Annotated in this window: 15 protein-coding genes and 3 pseudogenes; 12 read left to right on the forward strand and 6 right to left on the reverse strand. The window is 69.0% G+C overall.

Features of this window, described 5'->3' with window-relative positions:
- Positions 1-86: 86 nt before the first annotated feature.
- Together M8J73_RS21705 and M8J73_RS45545 are read left to right on the forward strand one after the other, a co-directional pair.
- Positions 87-743, forward strand: a complete 657-nt coding sequence (locus M8J73_RS21705; protein WP_055543174.1) for a DUF1326 domain-containing protein — start codon at positions 87-89, stop codon at positions 741-743.
- 475 nt (positions 744-1,218) lie between these two features.
- Positions 1,219-1,518: pseudogene (locus M8J73_RS45545) on the forward strand (hypothetical protein); the annotation flags it as partial.
- Positions 1,519-1,692: 174 nt separating this feature from the next.
- Here M8J73_RS45545 and M8J73_RS45550 read toward each other — a convergent pair.
- The gene (locus M8J73_RS45550; RefSeq protein ID WP_079055289.1) at positions 1,693-2,190 is read right to left on the reverse strand and encodes a GNAT family N-acetyltransferase; all 498 of its coding nucleotides are present in this window, start codon (positions 2,188-2,190) and stop codon (positions 1,693-1,695) included.
- Between the two features lie 895 nt (positions 2,191-3,085).
- On the opposite strand from M8J73_RS45550, the pseudogene M8J73_RS21715 reads away from it, so the two are divergent.
- From M8J73_RS21715 to M8J73_RS21735, 5 genes and pseudogenes are all read left to right on the forward strand, one after another.
- Positions 3,086-3,589 (forward strand): annotated as a pseudogene (locus M8J73_RS21715) (AbfB domain-containing protein); the annotation flags it as partial.
- Positions 3,590-3,616: 27 nt separating this feature from the next.
- On the forward strand, positions 3,617-5,923 hold the full coding sequence (locus M8J73_RS21720; protein WP_055538372.1) for a beta-L-arabinofuranosidase domain-containing protein: 2,307 nt from the start codon (positions 3,617-3,619) through the stop codon (positions 5,921-5,923).
- Between the two features lie 167 nt (positions 5,924-6,090).
- Positions 6,091-7,506, forward strand: a complete 1,416-nt coding sequence (locus M8J73_RS21725; protein WP_079054788.1) for a non-reducing end alpha-L-arabinofuranosidase family hydrolase — start codon at positions 6,091-6,093, stop codon at positions 7,504-7,506.
- 84 nt (positions 7,507-7,590) lie between these two features.
- Positions 7,591-9,237, forward strand: a complete 1,647-nt coding sequence (locus tag M8J73_RS21730) for a glycoside hydrolase family 27 protein (RefSeq protein WP_055538373.1) — start codon at positions 7,591-7,593, stop codon at positions 9,235-9,237.
- Between the two features lie 356 nt (positions 9,238-9,593).
- The gene (locus M8J73_RS21735; RefSeq protein ID WP_055538374.1) at positions 9,594-10,238 is read left to right on the forward strand and encodes a GAP family protein; all 645 of its coding nucleotides are present in this window, start codon (positions 9,594-9,596) and stop codon (positions 10,236-10,238) included.
- 94 nt (positions 10,239-10,332) lie between these two features.
- Here the strand turns inward: M8J73_RS21735 and M8J73_RS21740 are convergent, their stop codons facing one another.
- On the reverse strand, positions 10,333-10,476 hold the full coding sequence (locus M8J73_RS21740) for a hypothetical protein (protein WP_157873120.1): 144 nt from the start codon (positions 10,474-10,476) through the stop codon (positions 10,333-10,335).
- A 219-nt stretch (positions 10,477-10,695) separates the two neighbouring features.
- Here M8J73_RS21740 and M8J73_RS21745 point away from each other — a divergent pair.
- Positions 10,696-11,809, forward strand: a pseudogene (locus M8J73_RS21745) (hypothetical protein).
- 457 nt (positions 11,810-12,266) lie between these two features.
- Here M8J73_RS21745 and M8J73_RS21750 read toward each other — a convergent pair.
- The gene (locus tag M8J73_RS21750) at positions 12,267-13,826 is read right to left on the reverse strand and encodes an aromatic amino acid ammonia-lyase (RefSeq protein ID WP_249828959.1); all 1,560 of its coding nucleotides are present in this window, start codon (positions 13,824-13,826) and stop codon (positions 12,267-12,269) included.
- A 141-nt stretch (positions 13,827-13,967) separates the two neighbouring features.
- Here M8J73_RS21750 and M8J73_RS21755 point away from each other — a divergent pair, with 141 nt between their 5' ends.
- From M8J73_RS21755 to M8J73_RS21770, 4 genes are read left to right on the forward strand one after another with little or no spacing between them, the layout of a single operon-like run.
- Positions 13,968-15,002 carry an ABC transporter ATP-binding protein gene (locus M8J73_RS21755; protein ID WP_055537197.1) on the forward strand — a complete coding sequence of 345 codons (1,035 nt, stop codon included), beginning with the start codon at positions 13,968-13,970 and terminating at the stop codon, positions 15,000-15,002.
- The gene (locus tag M8J73_RS21760; protein ID WP_055537196.1) at positions 14,999-15,640 is read left to right on the forward strand and encodes an ABC transporter permease; all 642 of its coding nucleotides are present in this window, start codon (positions 14,999-15,001) and stop codon (positions 15,638-15,640) included. Before M8J73_RS21755 ends, M8J73_RS21760 begins: the two co-directional genes overlap by 4 nt.
- Before the next feature lies 1 nt (position 15,641).
- Complete coding sequence (locus tag M8J73_RS21765; protein WP_055537195.1) at positions 15,642-16,304, forward strand: ABC transporter permease; 663 nt, start codon at positions 15,642-15,644, stop codon at positions 16,302-16,304.
- A 9-nt stretch (positions 16,305-16,313) separates the two neighbouring features.
- Positions 16,314-17,240: an ABC transporter substrate-binding protein gene (locus M8J73_RS21770; RefSeq protein ID WP_055537194.1), complete on the forward strand. Its 927-nt coding sequence runs from the start codon at positions 16,314-16,316 to the stop codon at positions 17,238-17,240.
- Between the two features lie 191 nt (positions 17,241-17,431).
- On the opposite strand, the gene M8J73_RS21775 is transcribed toward M8J73_RS21770, so the two are convergent.
- The 3 genes from M8J73_RS21775 to M8J73_RS21785 are packed head-to-tail and all read right to left on the reverse strand — an operon-like array spanning position 17,432 to position 20,458.
- Positions 17,432-18,859 carry an aspartate ammonia-lyase gene (locus M8J73_RS21775; RefSeq protein WP_055537193.1) on the reverse strand — a complete coding sequence of 476 codons (1,428 nt, stop codon included), beginning with the start codon at positions 18,857-18,859 and terminating at the stop codon, positions 17,432-17,434.
- A 43-nt stretch (positions 18,860-18,902) separates the two neighbouring features.
- Positions 18,903-19,793, reverse strand: a complete 891-nt coding sequence (locus M8J73_RS21780) for an amino acid ABC transporter permease (protein ID WP_055537192.1) — start codon at positions 19,791-19,793, stop codon at positions 18,903-18,905.
- The gene (locus M8J73_RS21785) at positions 19,790-20,458 is read right to left on the reverse strand and encodes an amino acid ABC transporter permease (RefSeq protein WP_055537191.1); all 669 of its coding nucleotides are present in this window, start codon (positions 20,456-20,458) and stop codon (positions 19,790-19,792) included. Before M8J73_RS21785 ends, M8J73_RS21780 begins: the two co-directional genes overlap by 4 nt.
- Between the last annotated feature and the right edge of the window lie 44 nt (positions 20,459-20,502).

Raw genomic sequence — 20,502 nt, forward strand, 5'->3', positions numbered from 1 at the left:
CCGCCTCGCGATCCGCGTGCGGGCTCGGGACGCGCGGTCTCGCCACTCCAAAGGAGCTCCCTCGAATTCGACGGGAGGGAAGCGAGATGACGGAACAGGCCACACCCAATACCCGCTGGCATCTGGCCGGCGACTGGTTCGACGTGTGCAAATGCGCCATACCCTGCCCCTGCACGTTCGCGCAGCCCCCGACCTACGGCGACTGCGAAGGCGTACTGGTCTGGCACATCCGTGAGGGCAACTACGGCGACGTACGGCTCGACGATCTCAACGTCCTGATGCTCGGCTCCTTCGAGGGCAACCCGTGGGCCGGCACGCACACGAACCCCTACGCCGCGGTCTTCCTCGACGAACGCGCCGACGACCGGCAGCGCGCCGCGCTCGGCACCGTTTTCGCAGGTGAGGCGGGCGGCTGGCCGGCGCGGTTCGGGGAAATGTTCCGGCCCGAGATGCGCGGCATGGACATCGCGCCGATCCACGTGGAGATCGACGAGGACCTCGCCACCTGGCGAGCCGAGATTCCCGGCCGGGTCATGGCCACCGCCGAGGCACTCACCGGCCCGACGACCCCGACGGGCGCGCGCGTCGAAGTCCACAACGCCCCGGGCGCCGAGGTCGGACCGGGCCAGGTCGCCACCTGGGGCCAGGCCACCGTCGACCGCGCCGACGCGTTCGGCTTCTCGTGGGACCGCTCGGGAAAGTCGAGCAAGCACTTCCCCTTCGACTGGACGGGACCCGACTGAGCGCGCGGGACGGGAAAACTCCGGTGGCAAGAGCGGGAAGCTGCGGGCGGACGTGGGTTCCACACGTAGACGCGGCGGCCCTGGTTGAGGTCGGTGCGGGTGTCGCGGCCGTTGCCGGTGTGGATGCTCTTCGGCGGCGCCCCGGCGGTGAGAGGCATGGTCCCGATCGCGTCCTCCATGATGCACGGCCCCCACGACACGGAATCGGACGGCAACCACTGGATACCCGCATGCCAGTGACGGCGCACGCCGTGTGAGGATCTTGCAGCGCTGGTGTGATCACGACATCGGAATCGTCCTGGGTAGCCCCTTTCATCTGCAGGCCGCCCGCGCCAGTCCGCTCGCCGGCGAACGGAATCTGTGGAGCCGACACCTCGCCGTGGCGGCGGGCCTCGCCGTCGTCGCGGTGCTGCTGCTCTGTGTCTGGGCCGTCATCGAGCTGCGCGGCACGACGCCCCTGATCGATGTGCGGGCGGTGCGGCACCCGGCGGTCGCCGGGGCGAACCTCGCCATGTCGTCGGCGGGATCGGCATGTACCTCCTGCAAGGAGAACCACATCGCCGCGGCAGGCGTTGTGACCACCGCGATCGACGCGGTCTGGCGTTCAATGGCACGCACCGGGCAGAAGGTGGAGACCGACGTCGAGGTGCAGAACGTGACGCAGGCCGTCGAGGCCCTCGATGCCGGAGCCCGCTGGATCATGCTCGACAACCTGCCGGTGGCCGACATCGAAGTGGTCGTGCACATCCGGGCCGAGCGTGCCGACGCCTCCCGGATCCTGCTGGAGGCCTCGGGCACCGTCCACCTGGACAGCGTCCGCGCCATCGCCAAGACGCCAAGGCTGCATGAGCGGACGGCTGGGGCTCTGCTCCTGCGGATACGGCGACTTCATCGTCGCGGGTCACCGCTCCGGTTTCATCGTTGCGGGTCACCGCTCCGGTCTGCGCCGTCACCCCAAGACGGGCATGATCAGCGTCGTCACGAAGTCGACGGCCCCTTCCCGCTGGTAGAAGCGCAGGGCGTCATCATTGCCCGCGACGACGGAGATCTTCATGACCTGGACACCCGACCCGGCGAGACGCGCGCGCACGGCCTTGACAAGGGCCTGCCCGACTCCGGCGCCGCGAGCCTCGTCATCGACCACGAGGGTTTCCAGGATGCCGACTTGGTCCCCCCACTGCCATGACCCCGGGGCATCCAGGATGCGCACGACCGCATAGCCGAGCACGTGATTTCCGTCCCGAGCGACCAGAATCGCGGCGAGCGGCTCCTGCAGCCATTCGAGGTACTGGCCCCGCCGCAGACGCCAGGAGTCCTCGGGTGAACGAACCGCGCCGAGAGCCGCCAGATGTGCGGCCTCCCGACTGTGGTGGACCAAGAGCTGCCCCCACAAGCGCTCCAGGCAGTCCACCTCGGAGGAAGCCAGAACGTCGATCACGGGATTCATGCCAGGAAGCGTAGTCAGCGAGGGCTCCGCGGCTCCAACCGATCAGTGGTGAACCATCAGTGCAAAGCCCCTGGCTGCCCCTCGCAGTCGAAGCAGGAGCCACTTGCCCCCAGGCTTTCCCGCCAGCCGGCTCACCTGAACTGGCCGCTCATCACCCACGCGGCCAGGATCCTGACCAGGGGACCTCCCTGGAGGGACCCGCAGGTGGGCGTGTTCCCCGCACTGGCCACCACCCGGGGACGGGCCCTGATCGACCGAGTATGTCTTCTGGCGTTCGCCTCCGATGTCCCGGCACCGACCCGGCGCATCCCCCTCGCGCGCGACGCGGCACGCCCCGCCGCCCCGCCGCCCCGCCGCCCGCCCAGGCGATGGCCCGCGTTCCGCGCTCGGTGGTGCGGCCCTTCACTGTCCGAGACCCGCAGCGGGCCCGACTCGGCGCGGTCCGACGGGCTGACGGTGCCACCGCTGGTCAGAGGATGAAAGTAGATCCACCGATAGCGGATTCAGCGCTCTGGGCGGCTATATCACCCTTGTTCCCCGAACAGACATGCCATGTCTGACGAAACTGAAGGCGTACCCGTCAGAAACATTGACGTCATCACGCCCCAAATCTATCTTCTGCTCGAACTACCGCACATTGTTCGCGATTTCGAACCATGAGGAGTCTCGCTACGGCGATCGGCCAAGCGGACCGGCCGTGCCGGAGGAAGAGTTGAAGAGACCCGTGAGAACGCTGCTCCCCCTGCTGGGCCCGCTGCTGCTGGTCCTGCTGGGCGTCCCCGCCCTCCGGGGAACCGCCGCCGCGGCCGCCCCGCCGGCCGGGCAGACCACGCGATACACGATGACCGCGTTCACCAACCCCATTGAGTCGAACATGTACGTCTACGACTCGCCCGAGGGCCCGGCCCTGGTCCCGCTCGACAACGGCGGCCGGCGCATCCACTACGACGGCTACAGCGCCGGTAAGTACTGGTACAGCGACAGCTACGACAACTTCGCCACCTGGACGACCCCGACCGAGCTGCCCGGCCTCACCGGCTTCGCCCGACACCTCACCGTGCTGAAGGAAACCGTCTCCGGCGGTGTGACCCTGCCGACCAACACCACCCGGTCACTGCAGTCCGTCAACTACCCGAGCCGCTACGCCGTGGCCCGCTCCGACAACCTCGGCTACATCGACCCGGTGAGCGGCTCCAGCACCACCGCCGTCAAGCAGAGCGCCACCCTCACCGTCGTGCCCGGCCTCGCCGACGCCAACTGCTACTCCTTCCGCGACTCCTCCGGCCGCTACCTCCGCCACCTCCGCCGCTACGACTGCGCGCTGCCTGTGGACCTCTTCCAGAACACCGACACCTTCCGCGCCGACAGTTCCCTCACAGGGGTCACCCCCTGGGCCTGATCACTTCTGCTCACCGAAAGGTTTCAGATGTCCCCCTCCCTCAGTAGACGGCGCCTCCTGCAAGCAGCCGGGGCCACCGTCGTCGCCTCTGCCACCGGGTCCCTCGTCGGCGCATCCTCCGCCCTTGCGGTCGTCCCTCCCGCGAGGACCGACATCGGGGTCTCGGCGCACCCGTTCGAGATCGGCCAGGTCCGGCTGACCGCGAGCCGGTGGCTGGACAACCAGGACCGTACGCGGAACTACCTGCGGTTCGTCGACGTGGACCGGCTGCTGTACAACTTCCGCGCCAACCACAAGCTGTCCACCAACGGCGCGGCCGCCACCGGCGGTTGGGACGCCCCCAACTTCCCCTTCCGCACCCACGTCCAGGGTCACTTCCTCACGGCGTGGGCGCAGCTGTACGCCGTGAGCGGGGACACCGTCTGCCGGGACAAGGCCACCTACATGGTCGCGGAGCTGGCCAAGTGCCAGGCCAACAACAGTGCCGCCGGTTTCAACGCCGGTTACCTCTCGGGCTATCCCGAGTCCGACTTCACCGCTCTCGAGCAGCGAACCCTGACCAACGGCAACGTTCCGTACTACACCATCCACAAGACCCTCGCCGGTCTGCTGGACGTGTGGCGCCTCATCGGCAGCACCCAGGCACGTGACGTGCTGCTCGCGCTGGCGGGATGGGTCGACCTGCGCACCGGCCGGCTGACCAATCAACAGATGCAGGCCATGCTGCAGACCGAGTTCGGCGGCATGAACACCGTGCTGACCGACCTCTACCAGCAGACCAATGACGCCCGATGGCTCACCGTCGCCCAGAGGTTCGACCACGCCGCGGTCTTCGACCCGCTGGCTGCCAACCAGGACAAGCTGGGCGGACTGCACGCCAACACGCAGGTGCCCAAGTGGATCGGGGCCGCGAGGGAGTTCAAGGCCACCGGTACGACCCGTTACCGGGACATCGCCACCAACGCCTGGAATCTCACCGTCGACGCGCACACCTATGCCATCGGCGGCAACAGCCAGGCGGAGCACTTCCGCGCCCCGAACGCCATCGCCGGCTACCTCAACAACGACACGTGCGAGAGCTGCAACACCTTCAACATGCTCACCCTCACCCGGGAGTTGTTCACGCTGGACCCGAACCGGGTCGAGCTGTTCGACTACTACGAGCGGGCGTGGCTGAACCAGATGATCGGCCAGCAGAACCCGGCCGACGACCACGGCCACGTCACCTACTTCACCCCGCTCAAGCCGGGAGGCCGACGCGGTGTGGGCCCGGCGTGGGGCGGCGGCACCTGGAGCACCGACTACGGCACCTTCTGGTGCTGCCAGGGCACCGGCCTGGAGATGCACACCAGGCTGATGGACTCCATCTACTTCCGCACCGACACCACGCTCATCGTGAACATGTTCGTGCCCTCGGTGCTCACCTGGTCGGAGCGCGGCATCACGGTCACCCAGACCACCTCGTACCCGACCAGCGACACCACGACCTTGCAGGTCACCGGCAGTGTCAACGGAACCTGGGCAATGCGCATCCGTATCCCGAGCTGGACCGCCGGGGCCACCGTCAGCGTCAACGGTGTCAAGCAGAACATCGCCACCGACCCCGGCAGCTACGCCACCCTGAACCGTTCCTGGACGTCCGGTGACACGGTCACCGTCCGCCTGCCCATGCGGGTCGTGATGCGAGCGGCCAACGACAACGCGAACGTCGCCGCGATCACCTACGGCCCGGTCGTCCTGTCCGGCAACTACGGCACCACCGCGCTCAGTTCGCTCCCGACGCTGAACACGTCCTCGATCACACGGACCAGCAGCAGTTCGCTCGCCTTCACCGCCACCGCCAACGGCTCCACCGTCAACCTGGGCCCGTTCCACGACGCGCACGGCCACAACTACACCGTCTACTGGAACACCACCGGCAGCGTCCGTCTCGTCAACGCGGCCAGTGGTCTGCTGCTGGGCATCCAGAACATGTCCACGGCCGACGGCGGCCGCGCACTTCAGTGGTCGGACAACGGCACCGCCGACCACGACTGGTACATGATCACCGACGGGGACGGGTTCCGCTTCCGCAACGCCAACAGCGGCAAGGTGCTGGGCGTCCTGAACATGTCCACCGCGGACGGCGCGACGGTGCTGCAGTGGTCGGACAACGGCACCGCCGACCACCGGTGGACGCTGCTCGACCAGGGCGACGGGACCTACAAGATCCGCAACGCCAACAGCGGCAAGCTGCTCGCCATCGCGGGCAACTCCACCGCCGTCGGCGCGTTCGCGGTCCAGGACGCGGACGACGGCACCGCCGACAACCGGTGGCGCATCGTGCGGAACTGAGTCCGCCGCGGAACCGGATCTCCGTCGCTCCCCGCCCCTCATCATCCGCCCAATTCTCCGACCATGGTTCGGCATTCCGAACCTCTCCCCCTGGTCGCAGCCCCATCCGTCCGGACGGCCCGTCAGTGGACCGTCCGGATCCGCTCCCCCCGAAGAATGAGGTTCACGTGCTCAGTCGTACGTTCACTCGCAGACACCTGTCCGTGGTGCTCGCGGCCTTGGTCGCCTCGGCTGCGACGATCGTCGCCAATCCCAGCCCGGCTCAGGCGGCCAGCACCGGCGCCCTGCGCGGTGTCGGCTCCGGCAGGTGTCTCGATGTGCCGGGTGCCAGCCAGACCGACGGCGCGAATACGCATATCTGGGACTGTCACGGCGGGACCAACCAGCAGTGGACGCTGACGGACAGCAACCAGCTCACCGTCTACGGCAACAAGTGTCTGGACGTCCCGGGTCACGCCACCACGGCCGGCACCCGGCCGGTGATCTGGTCCTGCAACGGCGGTACGAACCAGCAGTGGCGGGTGAACCCCGACGGTACGGTCGTCGCCGTGGAGTCCGGGCTGTGCCTGGACGTCAGCGGCGGCGCCACGGCCAACGGCACGGCGGTGCAGCTGTGGAACTGCAACGGCGGCGACAACCAGAAGTGGACCGGCCTGTCCGGGACGGGCAGCACGTGCTCGCTTCCGTCGACATACCGCTGGACGTCGACGGGTCCGCTGGCGCAGCCGGCGAACGGGTGGGTCGCGCTGAAGGACTTCACCACCGCGAAGTACAACGGCCAGAACCTGGTCTACGCGACCACCTCTGACGGATCGTCGTGGGACTCGATGGCGTTCCGTCCCTTCACGAACTGGTCGGACATGGCGACGGCCACCCAGACCGGGATGGGCGAGGGCCTGGCGGTGGCGCCCAAACTGTTCTACCTCTCGACCAAGAACATCTGGGTGCTCGCCTCGAACGGCTGGGGTACCGCATGGCCCTTCACCTACCGCACCTCCAGCGACCCCACCAACCCCAACGGCTGGTCCGCCCCGCAGCCGCTGTTCACCGGCAGCCTCCCCGTAGGCGGCCCGATCGACCCGACCCTGATCGCCGACGACCAGAACATGTACCTGTTCTTCGCCGACGACCTCGGCAGCATCTACCGGTCGACCATGCCGCTCGGTAACTTCCCGAGCAGCTTCGGCTCGTCGTACACGACGGTCATGAAGGACACCGAGGACAAACTGTTCGAGGCTCCGGAGGTCTACAAGGTCCAGGGCCGGAGCCAGTACCTCATGATCGTCGAGGCAAAGGGTACGGGCGGGCGCTACTTCCGCTCGTTCACCGCCTCCAGCCTGAACGGTCCGTGGGCCGAGCAGGCCGGCACCGAGAGCAGCCCCTTCGCGGGCAAGGCCAACAGCGGTGCCACCTGGACCAACGACATCAGCCACGGTGATCTGATCCGCGTCAACGCCGACCAGACGATGACCGTCGACCCGTGCAACCTGCAGTTCCTCTACCAGGGCAGGGACCCCGGCGTGAGCGTCCCCGACTACCTGAAGCTGCCGTACCGGCCTGGCCTGCTCACCCTGCAGCGCTGACCGGGCGCGTCATCCCGAGCTCGTGACCATGCCCCCGACGCCCGCACAGCGGCTTCCGCTGTGCGGGCCAGGAAGGACCCCCTCATGGCCCCCCTGCACACACGACTGCTACGCCTCCTCACAGCCACCGCGCTGACGCTCACCGCCTGCGTCACCGCCTCCGCCGGTACGGTCGCCGAGGCCGCGCCGGGCAGCCCCGCGCTCACCCCGCCCCTGGGCTGGAACAGCTGGAACAGCTTCGGATGCGGGATCACCGAGGCACAGGTCCGCCAGGCCGCCGACGCGATGGTGTCCTCCGGTATGAAGGACGCCGGCTACCAGTACGTCGTCGTCGACGACTGCTGGTTCGACCCGCAGCGTGACGGCGCGGGCAACCTGCGGGCCAACCCGACCACGTTCCCCAGCGGGATGAAGGCGCTGGGCGACTACATCCACAGCAAGGGCCTGAAGTTCGGCATCTACCAGGCGCCCAACGAGAAGACGTGCGCCCAGGGCGTGGGCACCTACCCCGGCTCCACCGGCAGCAAGGGGCACGAGGCGCAGGACGCCGCCTCGTTCGCCTCATGGGGCGTGGACTACCTCAAGTACGACTGGTGCTCCGGCAACGGCACCCTCAGCGAGCAGGTCGCACAGTTCACCACCATGCGTGACGCCCTGCGCGCCACCGGACGTCCGATCGTCTACAGCATCAATCCCAACAGCTTCCACTCCCCCACCGGCGCCTCCTACGACTGGGGACAGGTCGCCGACCTGTGGCGGACGACGGAGGACCTGCTCGACATCTGGCAGAACAACAACACCAACAGCTACCCGATGGGTGTCGGGAACGTCCTGGACATCACCGCGCCGCTGGCCGCGCAGTCGGGCCCGGGCCACTGGAACGATCCGGACATGCTGGTCGTCGGGCGTCCCGGGCTGTCGCTGACCGAGGCCCGCTCCCACTTCGCCCTGTGGTCGCTGCTCTCGGCTCCCCTCATGGCCGGCAACGACATCCGCACCATGTCCGCCGACGTGAGCGCGATCCTCCGCAACCCCCGCCTGCTGGCGGTGAACCAGGACACGCTGGGTGCGGGCGGGCGCCGGGTGCGCGACGACGGCGCCACCGAGGTCTTCGCCAAGCGCCTGTCCGACGGCTCGGTCGCCGTGGGCCTGTTCAACCGGGGTGACAGCGCCGCGACGATCACCACCAACGCCGCCCAAGTCGGCCTCTCCGGAGGGTCGTTCACTCTCACCGATCTCTGGACCGGCGGCACGTCCAGCACGTCCGGTCAGGTCTCGGCGAGCGTCCCGGCGCACGGTGTCGCCGTGTTCAAGATGAGCGGCGGCAGTCCCCTGGCCTCCACCACGGCACGCCTGCGCGGCACCGGGTCCGGCCGCTGCCTGGATGTGGAAGGCGGCAGCACCGCGGCCGGGACGGCGACACTGATCTGGGACTGCCACACCGCCGCCAACCAGCTGTGGACGACCTGGGCCGGCGGCGAGATCCGCGTCTTCGGCGACAAGTGCCTGGACGCCAACAACCAGGGCACCACCAACGGCACACAGGTCATCATCTGGCCCTGCAACGGCCAGAACAACCAGAAGTGGACCACGCAGGCCGACGGCTCGATCCGCAACGTCAACGCCGGGCTGTGCCTCGACGTCAACGGGGCCGCCACCGCGAACGGGACCCGGCTGATCCTGTGGACCTGCAACGGCCAGAACAACCAGAAGTGGACGTCTCTGACGTAACCAGCCGCCCGTCTGATACGCGGGGAGACCTCCCGGCAGGGAGACCTCCGCTGGGAAGGGGGCGGTCCCACGGCAGCGTGCCTCGCGCCGCGCTGCGGGGGCCGCCCTCCTCCACCGGAAGGTGGTGTGTGCGGGCTTGGCCGAGTCGGGTGAGGGCCAGGTCGAGCATGTCGGCGAAGAAGTCGGCGTGATGGTGTCACGGACGGGCAGGGCTTCATGGGCGTGGCCTGCTTGACCCACCAGGCCGCCACCTGCACAGTCGGGATGCGGCACCGTGGCAGCGCTGCCTCCCTCTGCCGGCCGGTCCCTGATCCATGGGTGGCGGACGGCCCTGACACCCAGGAGTGCCTCGTCCGATGGTCCTCGACCTGGTGGTGATCGGTACGGCCATCACTCTTGGGCCCTTGCACAACAGCGCCTTCATCCTGCTGCTCTCCTCGCGGCGCGGCGTCCGTCAAGGTCTGGCGTTCCTGTTGTCGTGGCTGGCCAACCTGATCGCTGTCATTGCCATCGTGGTGCTGCTGACCGGCGGTGAGCCCCCGGCCCGCCACAGCGCGCCCTCGACCGCCGCGATCGCCGCGAAACTCGTCATCGGTCTGGCGCTGGTGCTGTACGGCGCGCACCGGCGGCACCGGCCGCCCCGCCCTCACGGCCCACCGCGCTGGGCCGCCCTGATCGACAACACCTCTCCGGCCGCGGCCGCCGGTCTGGCCTGGCTGCTGCAGCCCTGGGCACTGGTCGGCGCCGGTGCCGCGGCAGCCCTTGAGGCGAACCTCTCCACCGTCGGCGACTGGCTCGCGCTGACCGGCTACTCTCTGCTGGCCACGCTCAGTCTCATCATCATGGAGATGTACGCGGTCTGGGCACCGGCGACCGCGGAAGCCCGGCTGAACGCCCTGCGGAACTGGCTGAGCCAGCACCAGGAGCAGCTGATTGTCACGCTCTCCCTCCTCGCCGGCCTGTGGTTTACGGCCGTGAGCATCTATGAGCTGGTCGCCTGAGGCAGGAGCCACCAGGCGCGTTCACCACCTCGTCGACGGACTCGACAGTGATCGACAAGGAACCCTGCGAGAAGATACCGGGGGCTCACAGCATTCAGTCGGCGCTTTCCAGCATCGGCGGGGCCCAGTCGCCGGTGAGGCGGCCCTCTGCCCCGCTGCCGCCCGCCCTGCCCGACGCGCTGACCGCCGTGGCGGCCGCACGCATCGGCCGCCCCGTCCGCTGGACGTGGCTGTTCATCGCCGCCCACCCAGCTCCGTCTCACTGGCGAAGCCAGGGCGGACCTCCGCCGCCCCCGTCAGTGACGACTCCCAGTCGTCAGCAGTGGTGGGGTACGGCGCCCAGTAGCTCTGTGCGCTGATCCCCGATCGGGGATCGGTTACGGACGGGCACCGATGTTATGGCGGGGCATTCTGGGCACTGCTGGACGTCGGGTGCAGCCGACGAGGAGAGGCCGTTATGGGTGAGTCGTCGCAAAGCGTTACGGTCGTGGCTCTCCTGGCGGACCCGGACGCGCCGACAGAAGTCGCGCAGCGCATAGCCCGGGACCTCCCCGCTCGGCTCGCGGACAAGTTCGGTCAGGAGCGCCGGTTCGACGTCAAGGTGGTGAGCGAGCCCTTCACCGCGGGGACCGAGGACCTCTCCACGTTGACACGCCGGATCTTGGACCGCAGGCGCACGGAGGATTGGGACATCGTCGTAGCTCTCACCGACCTGCCGTTGCACTCACGGGGGCGCAAGCTCGTGGTGGATCTGGGGCATGAACACGGCTTGGCGCTCCTGTCCCTCCCCTCGCTGGGTGGTCTGCGTTTGTACAGAAGGGCCCCGGCGGGCGGTTGAAGAGGTCGTGCTCAGCTTGGCAGGTGCGCAAGCCGCTGAGGCCGAGGGAGCCCACCGTCGGTCGCTGGAAGATCTCACCAGTGGTCTTGCGTCTGTTCACCGGGCCCCGGTCGGTGACGAGGAAGCCGCGGATCTGCGATATGTCGTCGGCGGTGCGCGTGGTTACCTGAGGATGCTCGCCGGCATGGTCCGGGCCAACAGGCCGTGGCGCTTGATTCCGGGGCTCTCGAAGGCCCTGGCGGCCGCACTCGCCACAGGAGCGATCGCCACCGTGAACTCCACCGTCTGGAGCGTGGCCGCGGCCCTGAGCACGCCACGCCTCGTGATCGCCACGGTCGGGTCCATCGCGCTCATGATCGGCTGGCTGATCGTGGACGCGCACCTGTGGCATCGAACGGCGGAGGACTCACCGGAGGCGAGGAAGCGGACAGCTCTCTACAACGCGTCGACGGTCTTGACCGTGGGCATCGGGGTGGTCGTCTGCTATGTGGGGTTGCTGGTCATCAACTTGGTGTGGGCCCTCTTCATCCTCAACGGCCAGGTGTTCGCCTCCGTGACCCGGACCCCGCTGCGCGCCTCGGAGTACTGGGCGCTGGCCTGGTTCGTCGCTTCGGTCGCCACGGTGGGCGGTGCTCTGGGATCGGGCCTGGAGAGTGACGAGGCGATCCGGGCAGCCGCCTATTCCAAGCGCGAACAGGAACGCCGCCGCATGGTGGACAACGACCAGGACTAGCCGGTTCTCCGAGCCGGCAGCCGGATGCCAGGACTCAGCCGATCATTCGATATATGACCATTTCGTGCCGGACACCGGCGGGGACCCGCACAGCACGCCGCCGGAGCGCCGAAGCTCCGCCTGGCGGGCAGGTGGCGGCTCCACCGTCCATCCGACCGGGTGAACGGCCCGCAGAGTCGTACCGGAGCCAGGGGCCCCGTCATCAACAACTTGGTCAGCCCCCGCTTTCATCCGAGAACGCTCACTCGAAGGCCTCGCAACAGCCGAGGCCGCGGGGAAGTCCGGCGGCCGCCCGCCGCACCGTCGACGGCGACAGCCTCGCCGCCCCCTCCCCCGCCGTCCCCCTCCCCCCGCCGGCGCAGATCCCCGCCCGGTCCGGACCCCGCCCCGGTCCACCACCGCCATCTGCCACCTGGACGGAGGCAGCCGTGACGTGGTCACGGTCACCCTCCCGCCTTCACTCACCCCGCCAGATGTCCGTGAACCGGTCGAGCAGTGCGGCCGCCGACGTCACGTCGTCCGTGAGCGGCCGGTCGGCGTGATCCTCGTCGAGCACCGACAGGGCGAGCTCCAGCGCGCGGCCCACGGGAAGATCCGGGTCGGGCCGGAGCTCGCGCTGGCGCAGCGCCCGTACGGCGGCGACGAGTTCGCAGCCGACGACCAGACGGTACGCACCGCACGCACGCAGTGTCTGACGTGCGGCGAGCGAGGCGAAGCTGGCCTGTTCCTCGACGCCTCGGGAGAGTACGGCGTGGCCGAGCGACGCGGGCGCCGAGAAGGCCCGCAGATCGCCGAGGGCCGCGCCGGCGGCGTACTCCAGGATCATGACGCCGGAGGAAGCGGGTTCACGGTCGGCGAGAAAGGGGCGCAGACGGGTGTAGGCGGGCTCGTTGAGGGTGGAGAGCCGTGACGTCGACAGCCGGGCCACCTGGGTGAGGGCCAGCCTGAAGTGGTCCAGAGCCAGGGCGAGTTGCGCCTGGTAGAAGCCGCCGTGGTGGTAGGCCGCCATGTCGGCGGGGGCGATCAGTGGGTTTTCGGCGGCCGCGTTGATCTCGATCGCGACGACCGCTTCCAGGGCGTCGGCCGCGTCATGGGCGGGACCGTGGATCTGAGGGAGACAGCGGAAGCCGTACGGGTCCTGGATCCGCCCGAGCGGCGGGGCGGGCCGGTCGGCGGCGCCGATCAACTCCCGCATCCGCCGGGCGACTTCGATGGAGCCGCGGTGCGGCCGGGCGGCGTGCACGGGCGCGGCGTACGCCTCGTGTGCCCCGTCGATCGCCAGCAGTGACAGCGCGCCGACAACCTGCGTGGCCTCCAGCAGCCCCCGTAGTTCGTGCAGGGCGAGCGCGGCCTGGGCGAGCGTGAGGGCGTTGCTGCTGATGAAGGCGAGGGCGTCGTTGTTGTCGAGGGGCTGTGGCTCGGGGGCACCCACCACACCCTGCGGCTCTCCGGAAGCGTCGCCGTCGCCCGAGGAGCCCGCCCCCCGCCACGGATGCTCCCCCGCCAGCGCCAGTCCCACCTGGGCCAGTGCCGCGATGTCCCCGGTGCCCACCGATCCGAACTCGTTGACGACCGGATACGCCCCGCTCTCCAGCGCCTCGCACAGCGCGGTGACCACGGTCGGCCGCAGTCCCGCACCCCCGGCCAGCAACTGGTTGGCGCGGACGGCGAGCAGCGCGCGGACCTGGCGGGCGGGCAGCTCCTCCCCGATGGCGCCGGCGTGGCTGCGCAGCAGCCGGAGGCCGTGCTCGGCGGCCGCCTCTGTGGGCACGTCCTCGTTCCGGTTGGCGCCGACTCCGGTGGAGCGGCCGTAGACGCGTCCGGTCGCGGCGATCTGCCGGGCGGCGTCCCAGGACTCCGCCACGCGCTTCATCGCGTCGGTCCCGGGTTCGGGACGCACCGTCCCGTCGGCGAGGTTGACGACGTCCTCGACCCGGAGTCCGGTCCCGTCGAGGACCAGTGGGCCGGCTTGCCCGGAAGACACGGCACCAGCCGCGTCCACGATCTGAGACGGCATCACACCCGAACTCCCCTCAAGACGGACATTCGATCTCACCTAGCGGTCAGCCGTTACATCGGATTAACACCAGGCCGTTGACAAACTATTCACCTACCGAGAACTCTGCATGAAGTTATACAGCCGGGCAAGGGACATCTCATGATCCAGTTCGACGCGGTCCACAAGCGCTTCCCCAACGGCACGACAGCAGTCCACGACCTCACCCTCAACATGGCGGAAGGCGGCGTAACCGTCCTCGTCGGATCCTCCGGTTGCGGCAAGACGACCACCCTGCGCATGATCAACCGGATGGTCGAGCCGACCTCCGGCACCATCCGCGTCGGCGGCAAGGACGTCACCCGCCAGGACGCCGCCGAACTGCGCCGCTCCATCGGATACGTCATCCAGCAGGCCGGCCTTTTCCCGCACCGCACGGTGCTCGACAACATCGCCACCGTGCCGCTGCTCCTGGGCCACGGCCGCAGGAAGGCCCGGGCCCGCGCGGCCGAGCTGCTGGAGACCGTGGGCCTGACGGCGGAGGCCGGCAAGCGCTACCCGCACCAGCTCTCCGGCGGCCAACAGCAGCGCGTCGGCGTGGCCCGGGCGCTCGCCGCCGACCCTCCGGTGCTCCTCATGGACGAGCCGTTCGGCGCGGTCGACCCGGTCGTGCGCGCCCAGCTTCAGGACGAACTGCTGCGGCTCCAGAGAGAGTTGAGCAAGACCATCGTCTTCGTCACCCACGACATCGACGAGGCCGTACGACTGGGCGACCGGATCGCGATCTTCCGCACCGGTGGCCACCTGGTCCAGTGCGCCTCACCCACCGAACTCCTGGCACGCCCCGCCGACGACTTCGTGGCGGACTTCCTCGGCGCCGAGCGCGGCCTGAAACTGCTCTCGCTGAAGACCCTGGCGGCCGTCCCGCAGGGCCCGGCCCCGGAGGGCGGCCCCTGGGACCTCGTACTCGACGCGGCGAACAAACCGCTGCACTGGGCCTCGGGCGACGCCGAACTCCCCGTACGACCGCTCAAGGACGACGACTCCCTGCTGTCGGCCCTCAACGAGTCCATCGCCTCCCCCACCGGCCTGATAGCCCGCGTCGACGCCGACGGCGTCCTCACCGGCGTCTCGTCCCGTGACGACATCCACCAGCACGCCGGGCAGGCCCACACGGAAGCCCGGGTGGCCGCATGACGATCGACTGGTCGTGGATCGGCGACCACACCGACGACCTCGCCACCCTCACGGTCTCCCACCTCCAGGCCGCCCTGTCCGCCGTCCTCCTCGGAGTCCTGATCTCGCTCCCCCTGGCAGTGGTCGCCCACCGGGTCCGCCCTCTGCGCGGTTTCCTGCTCGGCATCTCGAACGTCCTGTTCACGATCCCGTCGATCGCGATCTTCGTGCTCCTGCTGCCGGTCAGCGGCCTCACCCGCACCACCACGGTGATCGGCCTGACGGTCTACACGCTGGTCGTGCTCCTCCGGAACACCGTGGAGGGGCTCGACTCGGTCCCCGCGAAGACGAAGGAGGCGGCGAAGGCGATGGGCACGCGCCCCCTGCGCACGCTGCTCACGGTCGAGTTGCCGCTGGCGCTCCCCGTGATCATGGCGGGCGTCCGCATCGCGACGGTCATGTCCATCTCCCTCGTCTCGGTCGCGACCTACATCGGCGACGGCGGCCTCGGGCAGCTCTTCACCGACGGCTTCCAGCGCGACTTCCCGACGCCGGTGGTCGCGGGAGTGGTCCTCACGATCCTCCTGGCCGTGGTCGCGGACGCGGCCCTGGTCGCCGTCCAGTACGTCCTGACCCCCTGGCAGAGGCGGCGAGCCTGACATGTACGAACTCTTCAAGAACCTCGGCAGCTGGCTGACCAGCGGCGCCCAGTGGTCCGGCTCGGACGGCATTGCCCACCGCCTCGCCGAGCACCTCCAGTACTCCCTCCTCGCCACGCTCGTCGCGGCCGCCATCGGCCTCCCGCTGGGCCTGCTGATCGGCCACACCGGCAAGGGCGCGTTCCTTGCCATCAACCTGGCGTCGTTCGGCCGCGCGCTGCCCACCGTCGGCCTGGTCGTTCTGGTCTTCCTGGCCGGCGGACTGTCCATGCTCCCGGTCTACGTCGCCCTGGTCGCCCTCGCGGTCCCGGCGATCGTCACCAACACCTACGCCGGGATGACCGCCGTCGACGCGGGCGTGAAGGACGCGGCGCGCGGGCAGGGCATGCGCGGTCACCAAGTCCTGTTCCAGGTCGAGTTGCCGCTCGCCCTCCCTCTGATCATGACGGGCCTGCGCCTGGCGCTCATCCAGGTCGTCGCCACCGCCACGATCGCCGCGTACGTCTCCTTCGGCGGCCTCGGCCGCTACGTCTTCGACGGCCTCGCCCAGCGCGACCTCGTGCAGGTGCTGGGCGGCGCGGTACTGGTCGCCGTCGTGGCCGTCGTACTCGATGTGCTGCTGAGCACCCTCCAGCGCTTCCTCTTCCGACACCGCACTGCCTAGGGACCCTCGATGAACCGACGCACTGTCCTCGGCGGCCTTTTCGCAGCGGCCTCCGTCCCCGCCCTCTCCTCCTGCGCGAGCGGCATCACCTCTCTCGACAGCCAGGGCACGACCTCCGGCGGAGGCTCCAGCAAGGGCGGAGTCACCATCGGCACCGCCAACTTCACCGAAAATCAGGTGCTGGGGTATCTGTACGCGGCCGTGCTCACGGCAGCCGGCGTGAAGACGAATGTCCGCCCGAACCTCGGCACCCGCGAGATCCTCATCCCCGCGCTCAAGGGCGGCGACATCGACCTCCTGCCGGAGTACCAGGGCGCCCTCCTGCACTACCTCGCCCCGAAGGCGACGGAGACCGAGGAGGGCGAGATGCAGAACGCCCTCGCCGTCGCGCTCCCCGCCGGCCTCCAGGTGTTGCCGTACGGCATGGCGGAGGACTCGGACGCCTTCGTGGTCACGCGGGAGACGGCGAAGAAGTACGGCCTGACCTCGCTGGCCGACCTGAAGAAGCAGAACGGCAAGCTGGTCATCGGCGCGGCGCCGGAGGTGAAGAAGCGCCAGGTGGGCGTGATCGGCCTCAGGGAGGTCTACGGGGTGGAGTTCAAGGAGTTCAAGTCCCTCGACTCCTCCGGGCCCCTGGTCAAGGGCGCCCTGAAGAAGGGCGACGTCGATGTGGCGAACCTCTTCACCACGGACACCGACATCCAGGCCAACGACTGGGTGGTGCTGAAGGACCCCGAGAACCTCATCCCCGGCCAGCATGTCGTCCCGCTCATAGCCGACCGCAAGGCCGACTCCACGGTCCGCAAGGCCCTGGCCCGCCTCGGCAACATCCTCACCACGGCCCAGCTCACCGAGCTCAACCGCCAGGTCGACAAGGACAAGAAGGACCCGGAAGACGTGGCAAACGCCTACGCGAAGCAGCATGGGCTGGCCTGACATTTCGTCGCATGTGGCGTGCTGGTCGTGCGGTAGAGCTCGGGGTCGAGCCGGCTGCGGCTCTCGTCCCTGCGAGGGACGGCCGGGCCCGCGTCCGGGGACGCGGATGCGGGCCATGACCTCCTCGAACTGCGCGCCTGCTGCCGATCTTCACGGTGCCCAGGGCGGTGTGGTGGTCGAGGGCGGTCGGGTCAGTTCGGTGCGTGTGCGTGTGCCTCCGGGGCGTTGTTTCCGGCTAGCGTCTCGGGGCGTAGTACGCGCTGGAGTTCGTCGGCGGTGAGCAGGTCTTGGGCCAGGACCACGTCGGCCACCGGCAGGTTGCTGTCCAGGGCCTCCTGTGCGGCGGCGCTGGCCTTCGCGTAGCCGATGACGGGGGTGAGCGCGGTGACGATTCCGATGGTGTTGTGGACGACCGCGCGCAGGTGCTCGCGGTTGGCGGTGATGCCGTTCACGCAGCGGTCGGCCAGCGTCAGGCATCCGGCCTCCAGCTGACCGATGCTTTCGAACAGGCAGTGGGCGATGACCGGTTCGAAGGCATTGAGCTGGAGCTGACCCGCCTCGGCGGCCATGGTGATGGTGATGTCGTTGCCGATGGCCCTGAAGGCGATCTGGTTGACGACCTCGGGGATCACCGGGTTGACCTTGCCGGGCATGATGCTGGAGCCGGCCTGTACCGCGGGAAGGTTGATCTCGCCGAGGCCGGCCCGGGGCCCCGAGGACAGCAGTCGCAGATCGTTGCAGGTCTTGGAGAGCTTGACGGCGATGCGCTTGAGCACCCCGGAGAGCTGGACGAACGCTCCCGCGTCCTGGGTCGCCTCCACGAGGTCCGCGGCGGTGGACAGGGGCTCACCGGTGATGGCACTGAGGTGTGCGCAGGCCAGTGCCGCGTAGTGGGGGTGGGAGTTGAGGCCGGTCCCGATGGCCGTACCTCCGAGGTTGATCTCCCGGATGAGGGCGCTCGCTTCGGCCAGGCGCTGTTCGTCCTCGGCCAGCATCACCGCGTACGCGCCGAACTCCTGGCCGAGGGTCATGGGTACCGCGTCCTGCAGTTGGGTGCGGCCGGTCTTGACGACGTCGGCGAACTCGTCGGCCTTGGCCCGGAACGCCTGCCGCAGGGTGGCCATGGCCTGTTGAAGGCGGTGCGTGCTTGTCTGCAGGGCCACCTTGACCGCCGTCGGGTACGCGTCGTTCGTGCTCTGCCCGGCGTTCACGTCGTCGAGGGGGTGCAGGTGGTGGTAGTCGCCGCGCTGGTGACCCAGGAGTTCGAGTGCCCGGTTGGCTATGACCTCGTTCGCGTTCATGTTGGTGGACGTGCCCGCGCCGCCCTGGATGACGTCCACGACGAACTGGTCGTGGAGCTTGCCGGAGCGGATCTCCTCGCAGGCGGTGACGATGGCCTCGGCCTTGTCGGCCTCCAGGAGCCCCAGGTCGCGGTTGGCCAGCGCCGCGGCCTGCTTGACGGCGGCCAGCCCGTTGACCAGGTCACGGTGGGCGGAGATACGGGTGCCGGTGATGGGGAAGTTGTGCACGGCCCGGAGGGTGTGGATGCCGAAGTAGGCGTACCGGGGCACCGGAAGGTCACCGAGGAGGTCGTGCTCGTAGCGGAACTCGTCGTCCATGAGGGGGTGTACTCCTGATCTGGGCGGATCACCCTGAGTTTGTTCAGAGCGGCTTGGCGAAGGCGTTGTCCATCGCGGCGGGCTGCGGTGGGGCCGTGTCCCTGCCGGGCTCGCGCGTCACTTTTCTGCCTCTGCTGATGCGCTTCTGGAGCCAGTGCGCCAGCGCGTCCAGGGCCGTGTTGATCGCGATGAATATCGCCGCCACGAGCAGCGCGGCCGGGATCACGTTGGAGAAGTTGGCGGCGATGCCGTTCAGGCCCCGGTCGACGAGTTCGTCGTAGCCGACGATGAAGCCCAGGGCGGAGTCCTTCAGCAGGACGATGAACTGGCTGATGATGGCGGGCATCATGGCGACGATGGCCTGGGGCATCAGGACGAGCACCATCATCTGGCCCTTGGGCATGCCGAGCGCCCGTGCGGCCTCCGCCTGTCCCTTGGGAAGGCTGTTCACTCCGGCCCGGAGCGTCTCCGCGATCACCGACCCGTTGTAGAGGGTGAGGCCGAGGACCACGGCGGCGAACGGGGACATGGTCGTCCCGGTGAGCGCGAAGGAGCCGAAGAACGCGCAGAAGATGAGCAGCAGGAGGGGTACGGCCCGGAAGAACTCCACGACCGCTGCGGCGGGTACACGGATCCAGGCGTGTTCGGACATCCGAGCGGTCGCGAAGACCAGCCCGAAGGCGCCCGCGAGCACGATGCCCAGCCCCGCGGCCTTGAGCGTGCCCTCCAGGCCCGGCAGGATGAACGTGGTCCAGACGTCCGCGCGCAGCAGGGGCTGCCATTTCTCGGCCGCCCACTGGTCACGCTCGTCGAAGCGCGCGTACACCACGTATCCGAGCCAGAGGAAGGCGGCGGTGATCACCGTTGCCAGCACCTGGTTGCGGATGACGCCCCGGCGGCCGGGGACCTCGTACAGATTCGAGTGACCGCTCATCGGGCCACCGCCAGACGGCGCGAGAGCCAGCCGAACAGCAGGCCGGTCGGCAGGCACAGCACCACGAAGCCCGCCGCGAAGCCGAGGAAGATCTGGATCACTTGGTCGCCGTAGATTTCGATCATCTCCCGCATGCGGACGGAGGCTTCCGCGACCCCTGCGACGAGGGCGACGGTGGTGTTCTTGGTCAGCGCGATCAGAATGCTTCCGAGTGGTGGGATCACCGCCCGGAACGCCTGGGGCAGCACGACGAAGCCCAGGGTCTGACCGAATCCGAGACCCACGGCCCGGGCCGCCTCCGCCTGCCCGACGGGGACGGTGTTGATGCCCGCCCGCAGGGCCTCGCACACGAACGCCGAGGTGTACGCGGTCAGTCCGAGGACGGCGAGCCAGTAGTTGTTGACGCTGATCTGTGCGGAGAACTCCACGCCCAGATTGGCGCCCACGCCCAGGCTGGTGAACAACAGGACCAGGGTGAGCGGGGTGTTGCGCGCCACCGTCACATAGACCTGCGAGGCGGTCCGCAGCACGGGGAGGGGGGAGACGCGCATCCCGCTCAGCACGGTGCCCAGCACGAGTGAGCCGAGGGCGCTGACGGCGGTGAGCCGCAGGGTCATCCAGAACGCGGCGAGGATCGTTGCTCGCTCGGTGAACAGTGCGTCCATGAGTACCTTCAATCGGGGCGGGGCCGGGCTGTGCGGTCGCACGT

Origin of the sequence: Streptomyces neyagawaensis (assembly GCF_023516595.1) — a bacterium.
Taxonomy (GTDB): domain Bacteria; phylum Actinomycetota; class Actinomycetes; order Streptomycetales; family Streptomycetaceae; genus Streptomyces; species Streptomyces neyagawaensis.